At 39.3% G+C, this 16,375-nt stretch carries 21 protein-coding genes and 1 tRNA gene; 20 read left to right on the top strand and 2 right to left on the bottom strand.

From position 1 onward, the window contains the following. Positions 1-9: 9 nt before the first annotated feature. Both CLV48_RS14630 and CLV48_RS14625 read left to right on the top strand, forming a co-directional pair. Positions 10-879: an SMP-30/gluconolactonase/LRE family protein gene (locus tag CLV48_RS14630; protein WP_170069035.1), complete on the top strand. Its 870-nt coding sequence runs from the start codon at positions 10-12 to the stop codon at positions 877-879. 553 nt (positions 880-1,432) lie between these two features. Then, a complete protein-coding gene (locus CLV48_RS14625; protein WP_106568035.1) occupies positions 1,433-1,900 on the top strand; it encodes a hypothetical protein in 468 nt (155 codons plus the stop codon). Positions 1,901-2,050: 150 nt separating this feature from the next. Here CLV48_RS14625 and CLV48_RS14620 read toward each other — a convergent pair whose 3' ends face one another. Continuing rightward, entirely contained in the window at positions 2,051-2,290 is a 240-nt protein-coding gene (locus CLV48_RS14620) for a hypothetical protein (RefSeq protein WP_106568034.1), read from the bottom strand. 895 nt (positions 2,291-3,185) lie between these two features. Here CLV48_RS14620 and CLV48_RS14615 point away from each other — a divergent pair. The 15 genes from CLV48_RS14615 to CLV48_RS14550 all read left to right on the top strand — a co-directional run bounded on the left by CLV48_RS14615 (position 3,186) and on the right by CLV48_RS14550 (position 13,707). Further along, complete coding sequence (locus tag CLV48_RS14615; RefSeq protein WP_106568033.1) at positions 3,186-4,631, top strand: protein adenylyltransferase SelO; 1,446 nt, start codon at positions 3,186-3,188, stop codon at positions 4,629-4,631. Between the two features lie 1,278 nt (positions 4,632-5,909). Continuing rightward, the gene (locus tag CLV48_RS14610) at positions 5,910-6,308 is read left to right on the top strand and encodes a DUF4395 family protein (protein ID WP_281261111.1); all 399 of its coding nucleotides are present in this window, start codon (positions 5,910-5,912) and stop codon (positions 6,306-6,308) included. Between the two features lie 295 nt (positions 6,309-6,603). Further along, entirely contained in the window at positions 6,604-7,935 is a 1,332-nt protein-coding gene (locus CLV48_RS14605) for a site-specific integrase (protein WP_106568031.1), read from the top strand. A gap of 1 nt (position 7,936) precedes the next feature. Then, complete coding sequence (locus CLV48_RS14600; RefSeq protein WP_130274474.1) at positions 7,937-8,533, top strand: hypothetical protein; 597 nt, start codon at positions 7,937-7,939, stop codon at positions 8,531-8,533. 55 nt (positions 8,534-8,588) lie between these two features. Next, the gene (locus CLV48_RS14595) at positions 8,589-8,876 is read left to right on the top strand and encodes a helix-turn-helix transcriptional regulator (RefSeq protein ID WP_106568029.1); all 288 of its coding nucleotides are present in this window, start codon (positions 8,589-8,591) and stop codon (positions 8,874-8,876) included. Between the two features lie 3 nt (positions 8,877-8,879). Further along, a complete protein-coding gene (locus CLV48_RS20575) occupies positions 8,880-9,050 on the top strand; it encodes a hypothetical protein (RefSeq protein WP_165389794.1) in 171 nt (56 codons plus the stop codon). Beyond that, a complete protein-coding gene (locus CLV48_RS14590) occupies positions 9,047-9,298 on the top strand; it encodes a hypothetical protein (RefSeq protein WP_106568028.1) in 252 nt (83 codons plus the stop codon). Before CLV48_RS20575 ends, CLV48_RS14590 begins: the two co-directional genes overlap by 4 nt. Then, a complete protein-coding gene (locus CLV48_RS14585) occupies positions 9,289-10,440 on the top strand; it encodes an AAA family ATPase (protein WP_106568027.1) in 1,152 nt (383 codons plus the stop codon). The genes CLV48_RS14590 and CLV48_RS14585 overlap by 10 nt, the downstream gene beginning before the upstream one ends. A gap of 83 nt (positions 10,441-10,523) precedes the next feature. Beyond that, positions 10,524-10,976 carry a hypothetical protein gene (locus CLV48_RS14580; RefSeq protein WP_106568026.1) on the top strand — a complete coding sequence of 151 codons (453 nt, stop codon included), beginning with the start codon at positions 10,524-10,526 and terminating at the stop codon, positions 10,974-10,976. A gap of 73 nt (positions 10,977-11,049) precedes the next feature. Then, positions 11,050-12,453 carry a BT4734/BF3469 family protein gene (locus CLV48_RS14575; RefSeq protein WP_106568025.1) on the top strand — a complete coding sequence of 468 codons (1,404 nt, stop codon included), beginning with the start codon at positions 11,050-11,052 and terminating at the stop codon, positions 12,451-12,453. Between the two features lie 43 nt (positions 12,454-12,496). After that, positions 12,497-12,781: a hypothetical protein gene (locus tag CLV48_RS14570; RefSeq protein ID WP_106568024.1), complete on the top strand. Its 285-nt coding sequence runs from the start codon at positions 12,497-12,499 to the stop codon at positions 12,779-12,781. Continuing rightward, positions 12,774-13,007: a hypothetical protein gene (locus CLV48_RS14565; RefSeq protein WP_106568023.1), complete on the top strand. Its 234-nt coding sequence runs from the start codon at positions 12,774-12,776 to the stop codon at positions 13,005-13,007. The genes CLV48_RS14570 and CLV48_RS14565 overlap by 8 nt, the downstream gene beginning before the upstream one ends. After that, the gene (locus tag CLV48_RS14560; protein ID WP_106568022.1) at positions 12,976-13,218 is read left to right on the top strand and encodes a hypothetical protein; all 243 of its coding nucleotides are present in this window, start codon (positions 12,976-12,978) and stop codon (positions 13,216-13,218) included. The genes CLV48_RS14565 and CLV48_RS14560 overlap by 32 nt, the downstream gene beginning before the upstream one ends. Continuing rightward, positions 13,196-13,441 (top strand): hypothetical protein, encoded by a 246-nt coding sequence (locus tag CLV48_RS14555; protein WP_106568021.1) that lies wholly within the window; start codon positions 13,196-13,198, stop codon positions 13,439-13,441. Before CLV48_RS14560 ends, CLV48_RS14555 begins: the two co-directional genes overlap by 23 nt. Continuing rightward, positions 13,438-13,707 (top strand): hypothetical protein, encoded by a 270-nt coding sequence (locus CLV48_RS14550; RefSeq protein WP_106568020.1) that lies wholly within the window; start codon positions 13,438-13,440, stop codon positions 13,705-13,707. Before CLV48_RS14555 ends, CLV48_RS14550 begins: the two co-directional genes overlap by 4 nt. Positions 13,708-13,880: 173 nt before the next feature. Here CLV48_RS14550 and CLV48_RS14545 read toward each other — a convergent pair. Next, positions 13,881-13,952, bottom strand: a tRNA-Arg gene (locus CLV48_RS14545). 627 nt (positions 13,953-14,579) lie between these two features. Between CLV48_RS14545 and CLV48_RS14540 the strand changes: the two genes are divergently transcribed. The 3 genes from CLV48_RS14540 to trmD are packed head-to-tail and all read left to right on the top strand — an operon-like array spanning position 14,580 to position 16,362. Next, on the top strand, positions 14,580-15,131 hold the full coding sequence (locus CLV48_RS14540; RefSeq protein WP_106568095.1) for a 30S ribosomal protein S16: 552 nt from the start codon (positions 14,580-14,582) through the stop codon (positions 15,129-15,131). A 14-nt stretch (positions 15,132-15,145) separates the two neighbouring features. Then, positions 15,146-15,676 carry a ribosome maturation factor RimM gene (gene rimM, locus CLV48_RS14535; RefSeq protein ID WP_106568019.1) on the top strand — a complete coding sequence of 177 codons (531 nt, stop codon included), beginning with the start codon at positions 15,146-15,148 and terminating at the stop codon, positions 15,674-15,676. Next, on the top strand, positions 15,676-16,362 hold the full coding sequence (gene trmD / locus CLV48_RS14530) for a tRNA (guanosine(37)-N1)-methyltransferase TrmD (RefSeq protein WP_106568018.1): 687 nt from the start codon (positions 15,676-15,678) through the stop codon (positions 16,360-16,362). The genes rimM and trmD overlap by 1 nt, the downstream gene beginning before the upstream one ends. The last annotated feature ends 13 nt before the right edge of the window (positions 16,363-16,375 follow it).

Below are 16,375 nucleotides of genomic sequence, written 5' to 3'. Positions count from 1 at the left end.
TTGATGATTATGGAAGCAGTTCATTTGTACGCATCGCAATGTTTTCTGGGAGAAGGGCCTTATTGGCATGCGGGAAGAAAAAGCTTTTTCTGGGTAGATATTGAAAATGGAAAGCTATTTGAATATCCCATGGACAGTGGAAAAGTTAACACCTGGAAATTTGAGCAGCGTATCACTTTGGTAGTGGAAGGAAAAGCCGATCACCTGATTTTGGCATTGGACCAAAAAATCGCACGATTTAACCTCAAAACCGAAAAGCTGGAATGGATCGCTTCGATAGAGGACATCCCAGGCAACCGCCTGAACGACGGAAAATGTGATGCCAAAGGAAGATTATGGGTGGGTTCAATGAGCAAAAAATTCGACAAGGGTGCGGGAGCATTCTATAGCCTGGATGCAGATCTGAAAAAACAAAAGCATTTAGACCAGATTACCATCTCTAACGGAATGGCCTGGACCCATGACAACAATATGCTCTACTATATTGACAGTCCCACACAGAAGGTCAATGCCTATCATTTTGATTTAGATAGCGGCGCCATTCAATTTGACCGAATCGCCATTGATATCCCCATTTCCTTAGGAACACCTGACGGCATGTGCATGGACGAAGAAGGAAAACTGTGGATTGCACATTATGGAGGTTCTGGGGTCTATAGATGGGATCCGCTCACCGGAAAATTGATAGAGAAAGTTCCCTTGACTGCTCCGCATGTCACATCCTGTGCTTTTGGCGGTGAAAACTTGGAAAGTTTATTGGTGACAACCGCCAGAGAAAACTTAAATGAAACTCAATTGAGGGAATTTCCTTTGAGTGGGGACGTATTTTTAATCCAAACCAAGACCAAAGGATTCCTACCTAATCCTGCAGGTTTTTGATTGATAGAACTAAAATTACGGCAATGGTTAAAGGGCAGGACAGCGGTAAAAAACAATGTTTTATGTATATCCGCAATTAGACCAGTAACCAATTTAAATTGGGTCTTAAATCAACCTGATATTAATAGATATTGAATCCGCCTCGGCGGACAAGTTATTCATTGATATTGGTTTGAAATCTTAGGTTTATTCTATTGTGATTATTCTACTGGCATGAAAGCGGACAATCTTACAATGTTTTATCAACTTCATAACTAACAAAGTCTTAAAATACCAGAATTGGCAAGCTTATCAACTATTCAAAACCAACAATAGCGAAACCATTGATTGACAAAAAAACAGTCATATCGAAAAAAAGAAGGAGAAAAACCTAATTTTCTACCGAATAAACGCTCATAGTTTATTTGATTTCACAGGGAAATTTGTCCTCAAATTAAAATTTAAATTCCTTAAAGACTGAATGTTTGCTTTTTTATCAGTCACATACTGAACCTTAAGAGCCATTTATGGCACGGTCTTGGTGTTCTCATTAGCATTACAAAAGGAGGTTACTATGAAAACATTGAGAAAAATCATTGGTCTGTCCTTACTTATCAGCCTGATCTTTGTCATGGATGGCTACGGACAAGGCCGGGGTAATGGGAAAAATGGACATCAGAAAGAATACAAACACCATCAGGGCAAATATAAAGGCAAACAGCAACAGGCTTACAGACAACAAGGTCCACCACCTTGGGCTCCCGCTCACGGATACAGAGCTAAGCAACATGTTTATTTCCCTGATTACCATGTTTTCTATGATGCCAGGAGAAGCGGATATGTTTATTGGAACAATGGTAACTGGGCTTTCTCTGCTTCCATGCCTGCTTTTATCGCCAATATTGACCTAGGCAATGCCAGAATACAGGTTATGAGCGACATCCCATTAAATGCAAGACCTGAAATTTATTATGACGACTACTTCCGCAATTACCCTCCTAGAAGGGGAAGCGCCAATTTAAATATACACATCCCGTTTTGAAATATGTGGAATTAATATGTAAACAACCCTTCAAATCAGTTTTGACGGGTTGTTTTTTTATCACCAAAAATTGAAAAATACTTACACAAATGAGTATTCCTTTCACAAATTGAATTACTGATTTCCTAATGAAGGTCTGATATATCGAAACTATTTAATCTGGAACAAAGCAGCTTTTAATCTTCCCGAGAAGGGTGCCATCAAAAATAAAACCCTGCATATTTTTTCATCCAGTTGGGATTCTCCAACAGCAATGAAATCTAGATTGGCCAAAATAATTTCTTTTAACAAAAGATGCCTGTGATCAACAAGGTTGACTGTGGCATCAATTTTTTTTGGGTACACCCCACTAAGGAATTCCTGATGGATAAAAAATAAGTATATCTGCAAATAGACCAGTAACCAATTTAAATTGGGTCTTAAATCAACCTGATATTAATAGATATTGGATCCGCCTCGGCGAACAAGTTATTCATTGATATTGGTTTGAAATCTTAGGTTTATTCTACTGGCATGAAAGCGGGCAATCATAATAAAAAATATCTTATTGCTTATAAAAACAAAAACGGGAAGTTTTCTTTCGAATACTTCCCGTTTCATAACCTGGTAAACCGTGGTTTGCCAAACTATGTCAAGTTACAGTTATTATGAGTCATTTCAGTTGCCCGATTTGAAATTACTTTTTTCTGGTATGGCGGTCCATCAGATGGCCGCATTGCATTTTTCATGCTTTTACAGATTCCGGAATTTCAGCATTACCCGTTATAGTTTGATTTTTCAACCTCCCTACTTCCTGATCTAATCCAGTTTGTCAAAGTAACCTGAAGTCTTACCTTCACTCTTTTATCTCTTACTTGATGTTATCAAATTTCGATAACAAAATACTGAAAACCAATATTTTAACGAATTATTTACACACAATTTTTCCACCGCAATTATCGATTTATACACAAAATATCAACATTCATTATCGTTTTTTGGATTTAATTTCAATAATCTAGTTCAAATCCACAAAGAGAACCATTTTGATGGAATAGATCGCCCCTACAGGCCTCTGGGCTACACATTCTTTTGACCCCAGACTTCCGCAAGCTTCAGTCTGGGTTGACACATATCAGCCTTTCAGGCTTTTCATTTGCCTCTTTCCCAACTTTTTAAAAAACATTAAGTTTTATCGACCCTATTATATTTCACATAAATTTGATTTCCCTGATTTTTAATCATTCACAACAGGAATCAAAAACCAATCTCTTTTGTTAAGCCAACAACAACGCATATTTGAAGCATGGAAATTAACTGGAACTTGGAACATACCTACCAACAGTTGCCCGAGGCACTTTTTAGCACCATTCACCCCATTCCCGTAAAGTCACCTCAATTGGTCCTGTTAAACCATAGCCTGGCAGATGAACTAGGGATAGCTTTGGAACAATACGATGTAGCCACCTTGAGTGCTATATTTTCAGGTAACCAAATCCCACAGGATGCGCGACCCTTGGCCCAGGCTTACGCCGGCCATCAATTTGGCCAATTCACCATGTTGGGAGATGGCCGGGCCATCTTATTGGGAGAACAGATTACCCCAAAAGGAGAAAGATACGACATCCAGCTGAAAGGGTCCGGTAGGACACCCTATTCCAGGGGTGGAGACGGAAGAGCACATTTCAGCGCCATGTTGCGGGAATACCTGATTTCCGAGGCCATGCATTTTTTGGGCATCCCTACTTCAAGGTCTTTGGCAGTAGTGATCACCGGTGAACCTGTTTACAGGGAAAAAGTCAGAAACGGCGCTATTCTTACCCGGGTGGCTTCAAGTCATATCCGTGTGGGAACTTTCGAGTATGCAAGAAATTTTCATGAAGGCAAATACCTGAAGGACCTGCTCCAATACAGTATTGCCAGGCATTATCCGGAACTGGATGAGGCAGAAAACCCTGCCCTGGCCTTCTTTGAGGCGGTAATGGCCAAACAATTGGAATTGATTGTGAACTGGATGCGGGTAGGCTTTATCCATGGAGTGATGAATACAGACAATATGAGCGTTCCGGGCGAAACCATTGACTATGGCCCCTGTGCTTTCATGAATGCTTACGACCCGATGACAGTTTTCAGTTCCATCGATACCCAGGGCCGTTACGCCTATGGCAACCAACCTTTCATAGCGCACTGGAATTTGGGCTGCTTAGGTTCGGCATTGTTGCCTGAAATCGCACCCAATACAGAAGAAGCTGTGAAACTGGCCCAATCATCGATCAATGAATTTCCAAAAGCCTATGAGGCACAATGGCTGGAAATGATGGGCCATAAATTGGGCATAGCCAAAGTGAAAGCTTCGGACAAGGCTTTGGTGGACGACCTTTTGCACTGGATGAAAAAGCATAAAGCGGATTTTACCAATACTTTCCTTTACCTCAGAAGAAATGCCTTTCCTCAGGACAGCATTTACCAGGAGGCGGATTTCAAAGCTTGGCTTCAATTGTGGGAGGAAAGGATTGCTGACAAGCGCTCAAAAGCCCAGGAATTGATGGATCAGAACAATCCTGCCTTTATCCCCCGCAATCATTTGGTAGAAGAAGCCCTGGAGGCAGCAAGTAATGATGGCAATATGCAGCCATTTCAGGAACTTTTGGCTGTACTGCAGGAGCCTTACAACGATAAGCCGGGTTTTAAAAAATTCCAGGAAGTGCCTGTGGAGGTGGATAAAGGTTATCAGACTTTTTGTGGGACTTAAGACTGCTCAAATAATTGAAATGCAAATTGCATTAAACTTAATCATAGATGTGATCAAAACATAAAATTCAATTCAATCTGGCTGGGTAGATTTTTAACATTTTCTCTTTGTTACTTTTTTTCTTGATAAAAAAAGTAACCAAAAAAATCAAGAATTTCGAATCCTTCTCCACTCAAGGCCTACGCCGGCCCGGACGAAATTCAATCCTCCCCGCCCTTCTTCGACGATCACGTTTGTAATTTATTACGACTTTTATTTCCAACTTTTAATCACTTGCCTCAAATTTGTTACTTAAAAATTCCTTAAAAAGTCTTGGAATTTGGGTTTAGAGTTGTTATAACCACCTTGATCAAAGAATTACTTGGAGCTTTTGTATTTTGCGTTAGGTAAGTTACCTAACGCAAAATACGTCAAAAAAGCCGACCGAAGGAACCCACAGGCAAAAGGCTTATTTTGATTGTTTTTCCCAAGCTTACTTCCCTCCCGGAGGTAAATTATTCAGCCAAAAGCGCTCCATGATTTTCCGGAGATGCAAGGATGTATTTTCCTTTCATTGATGCTATGGGCCCCCATAGGATAGGACATCATGTCAAGCTGCTTATTGTTTTTGATCAATCGGTCCACCAGCATTTCAAAACTCTGTTCGATTGAACTTTTGTGCTAAAAATCCGCCACTACGCCAAGCGCCAAAACGTTATTTACCAAACCCCACCATACCTCTGCTTGCTTTTAAGCCTTTCCTCGAAACTGTTAGATTTGGTCTTCTCGGTAATCTGCTTGAGCTTCCATTTGAGGATTTCTCAGGTCCAGTTTTTTGATAAATGTGTTGATGAATCTGACGGAATTTTCCTTAACTATTTGATCATCCAAGGTCGAAAATGCCTATTGAAACAGACCCAATTCCCTGTAAATGTTTCATTGAAATAATTGGGAGATTTTAAAAATATCTTCAATTAAATTTACTAAATTCAGGAGATTGCCGAAAGAGGAACTAAGAAAAACAACAGATTTTTTTCACAGTCGGACGTTACAGACAATGCTAAAAAACAGCGGAAAACAACATTGAATGTGCAAACATACATACACGTTGACAAATTAAAAGATTGGCAGACCATGCTGGAAGAGAACTAAAAACGAAGCATAAATGAAAATCAGTTGAAAGGGCAGAACAACAATAAACAATTGAAACATGAAAATACTTTCATCAGCACGAATATGTCGAATTAAGGCTCAAGGATATGATAAAGGCTTCAACAATGAAGAAATTCCCAACACGCAGTGGGTAATAGGTTTGCTTATCAAATGTGCACAATACTATTTCTAACCGGACTTTTATTGACTAATATTTTCATATTGACCGCTGCTTCACTGATTGCATTCTTAACTGTAGTTTTGCCCTACCATCCTTTTGACTATTTGTACAATTACGGAATACGTCATTTGCTTAAACGCCCTAAACTTCCAAAACGGACTGCTCAAGCGAAATTTGCCTGTGGTACTGCTGCGATTTGGCTTGGTGTCATTATTTTTCTTTTCTCCAACAATCAAATGATTTTGGGGTATGTATTAGGGGGTGTTTTATTTTTTGTAGCCCTACTAGTGAGTACGATTGATTATTGTATACCCTCTATGATTTATAACACCTTATTCAAAAGCAGAAATGTTGACCAAAACTGACATAGCCACGAACAGGTAATATACGACAACCTAACAATTAAAGATTTTTACAAAAAGGTGTGATCTTCATCCCTTAAATATTTGAAAATCAATTTTGTAGCCTCGACAGGGCTACATACCCCCTTTTTTAATTAAATAGCATTTAATCTATGTGCATTGATTTTCAAGTATTTACATTTTCACCTAATTAAATAAGGTTAGAAAAAAGTAAATCAGATTAATGAAAAGTGTCCCCCAAAGTGTCCCCCGATTTTATTTTTCGTATATTTAGGTATCGAATCAAAAGACAGAAATCATGGCAAACTTTAATTACTACCTTAGGGAGAAATCCAAAGATGGGGACACCCCTGTTTTATTGTTTATCAGTTATCATGGCCACCGCCTGAAATACTCCACCGGGAAAAGCATCCATCCCAAGTTTTGGAATGAAGACAGCCAACTTGCAAGACTTGTCAAGGAATTCCCCAACGCTAAAAAATTCAATGACAGATTGAAATTCATCAAAGGTGAAGCAGAAAAAACTTTGATGGGAATGGAGGCAGATTTAAACCGCATCCCCTCCACCATTGAATTAAAAACCAAACTGGATGAAGTTTTAAAAGAAATCCCTGAGGCAGAAAAAGAAGATCCTGACAGGATGCCAACTTTCATGGAACTGTTTGACAGATATATCCAAGAGGCCAAAGAGGGAACCCGCCTGACAGCATCAGGAAAAAGATTTGATAAAAGATCTATCCAAAAATACAATACTGTTTATGACACCTTGGAAAAGTTCGGGAAATCCTATCACCTGACATTTGACACCATTGACAAAAACTTTTATACCAAGTTTGTCACCTACTTGAATAAAGAAATTTCCAAGACTGTCAATGGTAAAAAGGTAATTATCAAACCAAGTTACACAGTCAACACCATAGGAAAGTATATCCAAGTTATTAAGACTTTTTTAGCCTATGCCACAGAGAATGGATATAACAGAAATATGGCTTTTCAGAAATTCAAAGCACACAATACACCCGGATTTTCCATTTATCTGAATGAGGATGAAATTAATCAGATCATGGAACTGGATTTAAGATCCACCCCGCATTTGGAACGTGTCCGGGACTTGTTTATAGTAGGATGTTGGACTGGATTAAGGTTTTCAGATTTTACAGCCATCAGACCTGAGAATATCAAAGATGAATATTTGGAAATAAAAACATTCAAGACAGGGGAAAAAGTCATTATCCCCATTCATTCCATGGTTAGGAAAATCATGGCCAAATATGATGGGGTATATCCAAACAGTCTGCCCCCTGCCATATCCAACCAAAAAATGAATGCCTATCTGAAAGACATTGCAAAACAGGTGGACTGCCTTAAAACCCCGGTGGAGGTGGAACGCATCAAAGGAGGCCTGAAAGCCATCACAAGACAGGAAAAATGGGAACTTGTCACCACACACACCGCCCGCAGATCCTTTGCCACCAACGTTTATAAAAGTGGATTCCCTGCCATCAGTTTGATGAAGATCACAGGCCACAGGACAGAAAAAGCCTTTTTGCTATACATCAAAGTCACCCCTGAGGAAAACGCAAAGCAGTTATTGGATCACTGGAGAAAAACAGCCTTAAAAGTTGGATAATATGGAAGACAAAGAAATACAGGAAATCAGGGAAAAGTTTAAAAATCAAATTACCCCTGAATTAAAGGAATCATTCCAAAAATTAAGAGACAGGATGACTGCCTACAATGATAAAAACCAAAAGGAATTCAAAAAGACATTTAAGACAGTCAAACATATCCTGAAAAGCAGAAAATTGGTATTACCAAGGGACTGGCAGAAAGTCTTTTATGAATGGTATGTAGAAAAATATAGGGATGAAATTAATGAACTGACTTGGGATGACCTGACAGAAAAAATGAAAGATGAAAGCATCATTTTTGAATGGGCAGAAAGTTATACCAAAGAATTAATCCCCGAAAAAATAGAAGTGGAGAAAACCGAAAGAGGGGAACCAATAGCAGTTAGATATTCCATCCTGAATGAATTTTTTAATGAATCAGATCAATTCAAAAACCTATCTGAAAAGCAGAAAGAGCAAATTTTAGCATACATATTAGGCACCATCCCAAGGACTGCAAAAGGCATAAAAAACGGTGAACCCAAGTATTTTTCAGATGGCCATAAAAGCAGGGCAAAGGAATTAATAAATAAGATAAAAAAGGGGGATATTCTTTAATCCCCCTGCCTTATCCCCCTGTCACCTTTGAATAAACAAAACAAATTCAAAGGATATGGACAATCTAATTTTAACTACCTACACCCCTGAGCAACTTACAGGGATCATTAACAATGCAGTGACTGAGGCAGTCAAAAATATCAAAATTCAAGCCTCCACCCCACCAAGTGAAAAACTGTTAACCCGAAAAGAAACAGCAGACAAACTTAAAATCAGTCTTGTCACCCTGAATGACTGGACTAAAAGGGGACTAATACAGTCTTATCTTATTGGTGGACGTGTCCTGTATAAGGACAGCGAAATAGAAGCATCACTGTATAAAACCCAAACTGTAAAATACTGATCCATGGGAGCCATCACAAAAAAGGCACTGCCCGGATCAGATCCGAACAATGCCCGCACCGCCTTAGGTATCGAATCAAAAGCAGTATTCAAATATACCTATTATTTCGGACACCTATTTAGTCAAAACATTGAAATCTTATTTTTTACAGGGGTGGAGGCCTGCACCGGATGAAAACTTTTAAGATACCAATTCAAAGACTGTCCCCATGTGGAACGATTGTCAATATAGAAGCAGTGGCGAATTTAGTCCTGCCTAAGGTGGTAAAATTTGACTACTGGCATGGAAAGAACCTGATTGGATTCATCCTTTGTGAAGTTGGTGAAATGGGAATATTTGAGGCCACAGATATTTTGATAGATGAATATTTCAAGTCTGAGGAATTCAAGGCATTCAGAAAGGAGGCAGGCAAATGGAACTGAATAAAAGGGAGGTGAAAATAGACCCCTCCACAGATTTGAACCAACTTGCAGAGGCAATCCAAAACACCCCAAATACAGCACCACAGGAACCCGAAGAACCCAAACCGATAGACAATAAGTCCCAGGTCAAAGAATGGCTTAAAATGGCTAAAATTGATCCAAACGAGAAGATAGAAAGACCGCCTGTCTGCCTGTCCATCATTGATGGGGATCATGAGGGGATAATAGGAACCTTGGGGAATTTTTCTTTGATAATCGGAAAAGCTAAGTCAAAAAAGACATTCAGTCTTTCTTTGTTCCTGTCTGCCTTAGTAGCAAATCAAACAGTATTTGGAAAGTTCAAAGGCAGTCTGCCTGAGAATAAAACAAAGGTGGTTTTCTTTGATACGGAGCAATCAAGATACCACGTCCAAAAGTTTTATCACAGAGTTTGCAGACTTCTTGGGATTGAAACCCCTGTCAACTTTGAAGCATACTGCCTGAGACAATTTACACCCATAGAAAGACTGGAAATCATTGACTTTTATATCAATTCAGATCCTGACATAGGTTTTGTGGCCATTGATGGAATCAGGGATTTGGTCAACTCAATCAATGATGAAGACGAAGCCACAAAGACTGCATCCCATTTATTGAAGTGGACAGAAACCAAGTCCATCCATATTGTCACAGTCCTGCATCAGAATAAAAGGGATGAAAACGCCCGGGGACATTTGGGGACTGAATTAGTCAATAAAGCAGAAACCGTTTTGTCCGTTTCAATAGATCCACAGGACAGAAAAATATCAGTGGTGGAACCTGAATTTTGCAGGGACAGGGAACCCGAAATTTTTGCATTCACAGTGGATGAAAATGGACTGCCTGTCTTGGTGGATGGATGGGAGAAAGTGGAGGCCACCACGAAAAAAGCAGTGTCCCCGGATGCCATATCAGATGACTATCACAAAGAAAAGTTAAAAGGGATATTCAAAGACCTTGGGGATCAGGTTAAAGGTGGTGAATTAAAAGACTGTATAAAAACAGTTTTTGATTTTGGGGAGACAAAAGCCATTCAATTCAGGACTTATTATAAGAGAAAAAACTGGATAATTCTGAATGGTCACCAAAACAGTCCAAAAGCATTCTACACCATAAATATTTGACTTGACTTACTTAGTTACTTGGTTAGCCATATAGGGTTTTATCTAACTAACTAAGTTCAAAACCTACTAAAAACAGAAATAAGATGACTGAAATAAAAAATCTATACATACTAAATACAGGCTTTAAAATAGACAATGACCTATTTGATGCCTTTTATAATTCACAGCGAAATTTTAAGAGGGATGAATTAATAGACTTAATTCAACAGCTGTTTGGGTACTACAATTGTGAAATGACTTTAGAGGAATCCATTAGCATAGAGTTGAGGCAGTTATTTAAACCCCAAATTATTATTGATGGGGGATCTTTCATTTATGCTTATGGGACAGATTACCCAATAGAACTTCTTAAGGATAAAACCAAGCTGATTGAATGGCTTAAAACCAAAGAAAAAGGAATCAAAGAAAGAATTGATTTAGATGGGACTGATATAAAAATCAGTCAAACTGTCTGCAAGGTGGAGGGCAAAGATCCTAAAATAGAAATCATGCCTTTGCGGGATTGGATAAATATAAAAAGCATAGAATTAATCTGAAAACCTGACTTGGTTACTTGGTTAGACTACTTGTTTAACCAAGTTTAATCAAGTTAAAACCACCATAAAAGACATGAAATCAATACTGGATATAGAAGTAAGCTGTTTTGCTTATTACAATGAAGTGAATCACCCCAAGACAGTCAATTTGTTAGCATGGTTAACGTCCACCAAGTACAAAGACAAAGTGGATCTTATCAGGTCACTGGATGACAAGAAAGAAAGGGGGTTATTAAAATCCAAACTGCCTGCCATCACCCCAAGTGCAATTTTAAAAAATAGGATATCAGAAATCCCATTGAATGAAAAACTAATAAAACATACTGGATTTATTCAAATAGACATTGATTTGGCAAAGGGAAATATTGAAATATCAAACTGGAATGATTTAAAAGACGAAATATCCAAACTGCCACAGATAGCATATTTCGGACTGTCTGCATCAGGGAAAGGATATTGGGGACTGATCCCCATCCCCCCTGATCCTGATAATCACAGTGGATATTTTGACACCCTACATGGAATTTTCTTGCATCAATGGGGGATTGAACTGGATGGATTGCCTAAAAATATTACATCACTTAGGGGTTATTCATACGATTTGGACGCTTATTTTAATCATGAGGCAAAGACATTCACAGTCTTAAAAAAGCCTGTCACAGTGGCTAAAATACCCCCTAAAATCAATCCTGCACCTGTCACAGATGGAAAGTATCAATGGATAGAAAATTGGATCTTATCCAAGATATCGGAAGCCATGCCCGGGGACAGGCATAATGCCCGCCTGAAATATTCAAGACTGGCAGGGGGACTGATAGCAGGGGGATATTTGCCCGCATCAGTGGAACAAAGCATTATTGACAGTTATCTGTCACAATATGGGAACGAAGACACCAAAGAAATCCAAGACAGGGAAATAGAGGCCGTCAAATATGGGATAGCTGAGGGAATAAAAGCACCTGCCACGCCTCCACCCATCAGATGTTTGTTTGTGGCATTCACCGATATAAAAGACTATTCAGATAAGGCATTCAAGATATGGCAGGGGGATGACAAATTTTATATCCCCAAATCCACAGTCTTTGAAATACTGGATTTTGGCTTTTATGTATTGGAATATTATCTGAAAAAGGAAAGAAAAAAAGATGACAGGAAACCGCCCGCCTATCAGTCCACAGCATGGAAAGAATTTCCTTTTGATGCAGACCCCATCCATCAGATCATTGAAAAAAAAACTTTAATCCATGATGACTACCAAACCGAGTTTGACAGCACTGAGGCAGAAATTAGAGAAACTGAGAAAAGAAACCAAAGACTTAGAAGCGATATTGAAAGAATCAAACAGGAATCACAGGGAATGGAAAGTCTGTTTATACAGGTTGCAACGCTTGTTAAATGGGAATGGATTGAACCCGGATGCATTAAAGAACCACAGGGAAAAGATAGATTATTTCGATTGAAATATTATACTACATAGATTTATTCAATATTCCGTAAATTACGGATGAAAAACGGATAATATGGGAAAGTTTGAAAAAGGAAATCCGGGCAGACCCAAGGGAGCGAAAAACAAAGTCAATACTGAGTTACGGGAACTGATCCAAAAGCTGTTTGATGACAATTTTGACACCATTCAAGAAGATTTGGAGGCATTGGAACCTAAGGACAGATTAAAATTTCTTTCTGACTTGTTGCCTTATTTGTTGCCCAAACTACAAAGCACCACCCACACCACAGAAATTGATTTGGATGGCATGAGTGAAGAAGATTTGGACAAATTGATAGAACGGATCACAAATGAATAAGGGACTGAAAATAAGCATCCTGATAGCCTTAAAAAACGGCCTACTGTCAAAGGTGGAGGCAAAGACTTTGATAAATTCTAAAGGGATCATTAAACTGGATTTATCCACCCATGGGATGCCTGATCCTGTTTGTCCCATCATTGACAGGATGCCTGATTTGAAACAGTATTTTATTAGAATTATTGACTTGGGACATGGAGAAAACCCACAGATGGAGCAAATTTAATATCAAACTGACAGTCCTAAAAGCATTGAAAAAAGGGATAATATCCAAAAATGAAGCAAAAATGGTACTGGATGCAGATGACCCAAGTAACTACATGTTTTTAACTGAACATGATGAAGATGAAATCTATTCCAAAACAAAAAAATTACTGGAAAGACTTGGGATCATTACACCGCTAATATTTGTTGATGAAAATGGAAATATCTGTTAACGATAAAAAAAAGATATTGGAAGCCTATCTGAAAAAAGCCATCACAAAGGATGACATGAAATTTCTGTTTGAAGTTGGAATATCAGTCCCACCCATTCAATGGAAATTTAAAACTGAGGCAGACGAAAAAAGACACCAAAGAAAAAGGGACTTGGTGGAAATTGTCTTGGGACGTACATTCCCAAAAATTGTATGGGTGAAATCAAAGCATATTGAACAATGAAAAGAACGGAAAAACTACTATTTGAATTGAAGCCATCAGAGTTTAGAAAGATGGTTTTAAAATCCCTGCATTCCGGAACCATAACCAAAGATGAAGCAAAGGTACTTATCAGGGATGGACAGAAAGACAAAGGAATATTTCTGTTTGAAGATGACCTGACAGATGCAGACCTACTTTTAAAATCAGGGCTTGAAAAGATGGGATATTTCGGGGGGATTATTTTGGATGGAACTGGAAAGGATTTTTTAGAAGTTAAGCAGTCTTGAACTTAGTTACTTGGTTAAACCCCTATGCACATATCTAACTAACTAAGTTAAGTCTGCATTTTTCGACATGATAAAAAACTGCAAAAAAACAGACCTATTCCCTGCAAACTGTCCCCCAAACTGTCCCCCAAAAATGAAAAACCCCAAATACAGCCTGTATAAGGGGTTTTTTGTAGCCTCGACAGGAATCGAACCTGTATCTAAAGTTTAGGAAACTTCCATTCTATCCATTGAACTACGAGGCCATTTTGAGACTTTTAGAAGCAAGAGACGAGAGGTTAGACTGGTTTTGAGTCTTGTCTCTTGTTTCTTGGTTCTTGTCTCTATTACTAAAGACTTTTAGAAGCGAGAAGCGAGAGGTTAGACTGGTTTCGAGTCTTGTCTCTTGTTTCTTGGTTCTTGTCTCTATTACTAAAGACTTTTAGAAGCGAGAAGCGAGAGGTTAGACTGGTTTCGAGTCTTGTCTCTTGTTTCTTGTTTCTTGTCTCTATTACAAAGACTTTTAGAAGCGAGAAGCGAGAGGTTAGACTGGTTTTGAGTCTTGTCTCTTGTTTCTTGTTTCTTGTCTCTATTACTAAAGACTTTTAGAAGCGAGAAGCGAGAGGTTAGACTGGTTTCGAGTCTTGTCTCTTGTTTCTTGGTTCTTGTCTCTATTACTAAAGACTTTTAGAAGCGAGAAGCGAGAGGTTAGACTGGTTTCGAGTCTTGTCTCTTGTTTCTCGCTTCTAATTCGTGCCGCAATTTAAAGCATTCTTCCCTATTCAAGCAAATAAATTTAAAGGCATTTGTTCATTTCGATAATTAAACGCTATCTTTGCAGTCCAAAAATTATGATGGACGGGATCCATCAATTCACTAAATATCAAAATTATATGGCAGTTAAAATCAGATTAGCGCGTAGAGGCAGAAAGAAAATGGCCATCTATGACGTAGTAGTCGCTGATGCTAGAGCTCCACGTGATGGACGCTTTATCGAGAAATTGGGTACTTATAACCCAAACACTGACCCAGCATCTATCAACATCAACAATGAGCGTGCTCTTAAATGGTTGTTGAACGGTGCACAGCCAACTGATACAGTTAAGGCTATGCTTTCTTACAGAGGTGTATTGTTGAAAAAACACCTTCAGATCGGTGTATTGAAAGGTGCCATCACCCAAGAACAGGCTGAAGAGAAATTTGAAGCTTGGAAAGCTTCCAAAGAAGCAACTATTGGCGGTAAAGTGGACAGACTGACTAAAGCTAAAGAAGAAGCCCGTAAGAAGGCATTGGAAGCTGAAGCAGCTAAAAACCAAGCCCGTCTTGATGCTATCAAAGCAAAAGAAGAAGAAGCTAAAGCTACCGCTGCTGCGGAATCTGCTGAAGCTACCACTGAGGGCGAAGCCCCTGAAGCTTCCGCTGAAGGAGAAGAAACCCAAGCTTAATATTCCCCCATCCCATGAACAAGGACAATTGTTTCCAATTGGGCTATATAGCCAAAGTTCATGGACTTCATGGTGAAGTGGGCATAGTACTGGATGTGGATTATCCAGAAGAGTACGAAGACCTAAAGAGTGTTTTCCTTGAGCAAAAATCCAGATTAGTTCCTTACTTCCTAGAGCATTTTGTTGTCTCCCATAGCAATAAAGTGCTGGCCAAGTTTGAGGACTGTGACTCAGTAGAAGATGCTGAAAAACTGGTCGGATCGGCCTTGTATCTTCCGCTCAGCCAGCTGGCAAAGTTAAATGAAGACCAATACTATTACCATGAATTGATCGGTTTCGAGGTTATGGATGAAAAACTCGGAAAGATCGGGGAAGTCAAGGTCATTTATGACTTAGAAACCCAGGATTTATTGGGCGTTGACCACAAAGGAAAAGAGGTACTGATCCCTATTCAGGACCAGATTGTCCTTAATGTCGACAAGGCAGCTAAAAAAGTTTACTGCCACCTGCCCGATGGATTGCTTGACATATACTTGGAAGACTGATGCGCATTGATATCATCACGGTAGTACCAGGATTATTGGAAGGGCCCTTTTCCCATTCTATTCTGAAAAGAGCAGAGGACAAAGGACTGGCCATGGTCAGGGTACACAACTTAAGGGATTATGCCAGCGGCAAACAAAAGCAGGTCGATGATTATGCTTTTGGAGGCGGAGCAGGTATGGTCATGATGATAGAACCTATTGCCAAGTGCATTGATGCACTCAAAAGTGAAAGGGAATATGATGAGGTCATTTATATGACCCCCGATGGAGAGACCTTCAACCAGAAAATGGCCAATGAACTCTCTCTTAAAGGCAACCTCATCATTCTTTGCGGACATTATAAAGGTGTGGATGAACGTGTCAGAGAAAAATTCATCACCAGGGAAATCAGTGTCGGCGACTTCGTGTTGTCCGGTGGGGAACTGGCAGCAGCCGTTGTGGCAGATGCAGTAATCCGGTTGATCCCAGGGGTACTGAATGATGAGACCTCAGCCCTGACAGACTCCTTCCAAGACGGACTATTGGCACCGCCGGTATATACCAGGCCTGCTGAATATGAAGGAATGAAAGTTCCTGACGTGTTACTGTCCGGACATCAGGCAAAAATAGAAACCTGGAGATTTGACGCATCGGTTCGCCGTACCAAAGAAAAAAGGCCCGACCTACTGGAAGGCAAAGATTTCTAAGGCGATAATAAGA

Source organism: Cecembia rubra (assembly GCF_003014575.1).
Taxonomy (GTDB): domain Bacteria; phylum Bacteroidota; class Bacteroidia; order Cytophagales; family Cyclobacteriaceae; genus Cecembia_A; species Cecembia_A rubra.
This window is presented reverse-complemented; position numbering and strand designations above follow the sequence as displayed.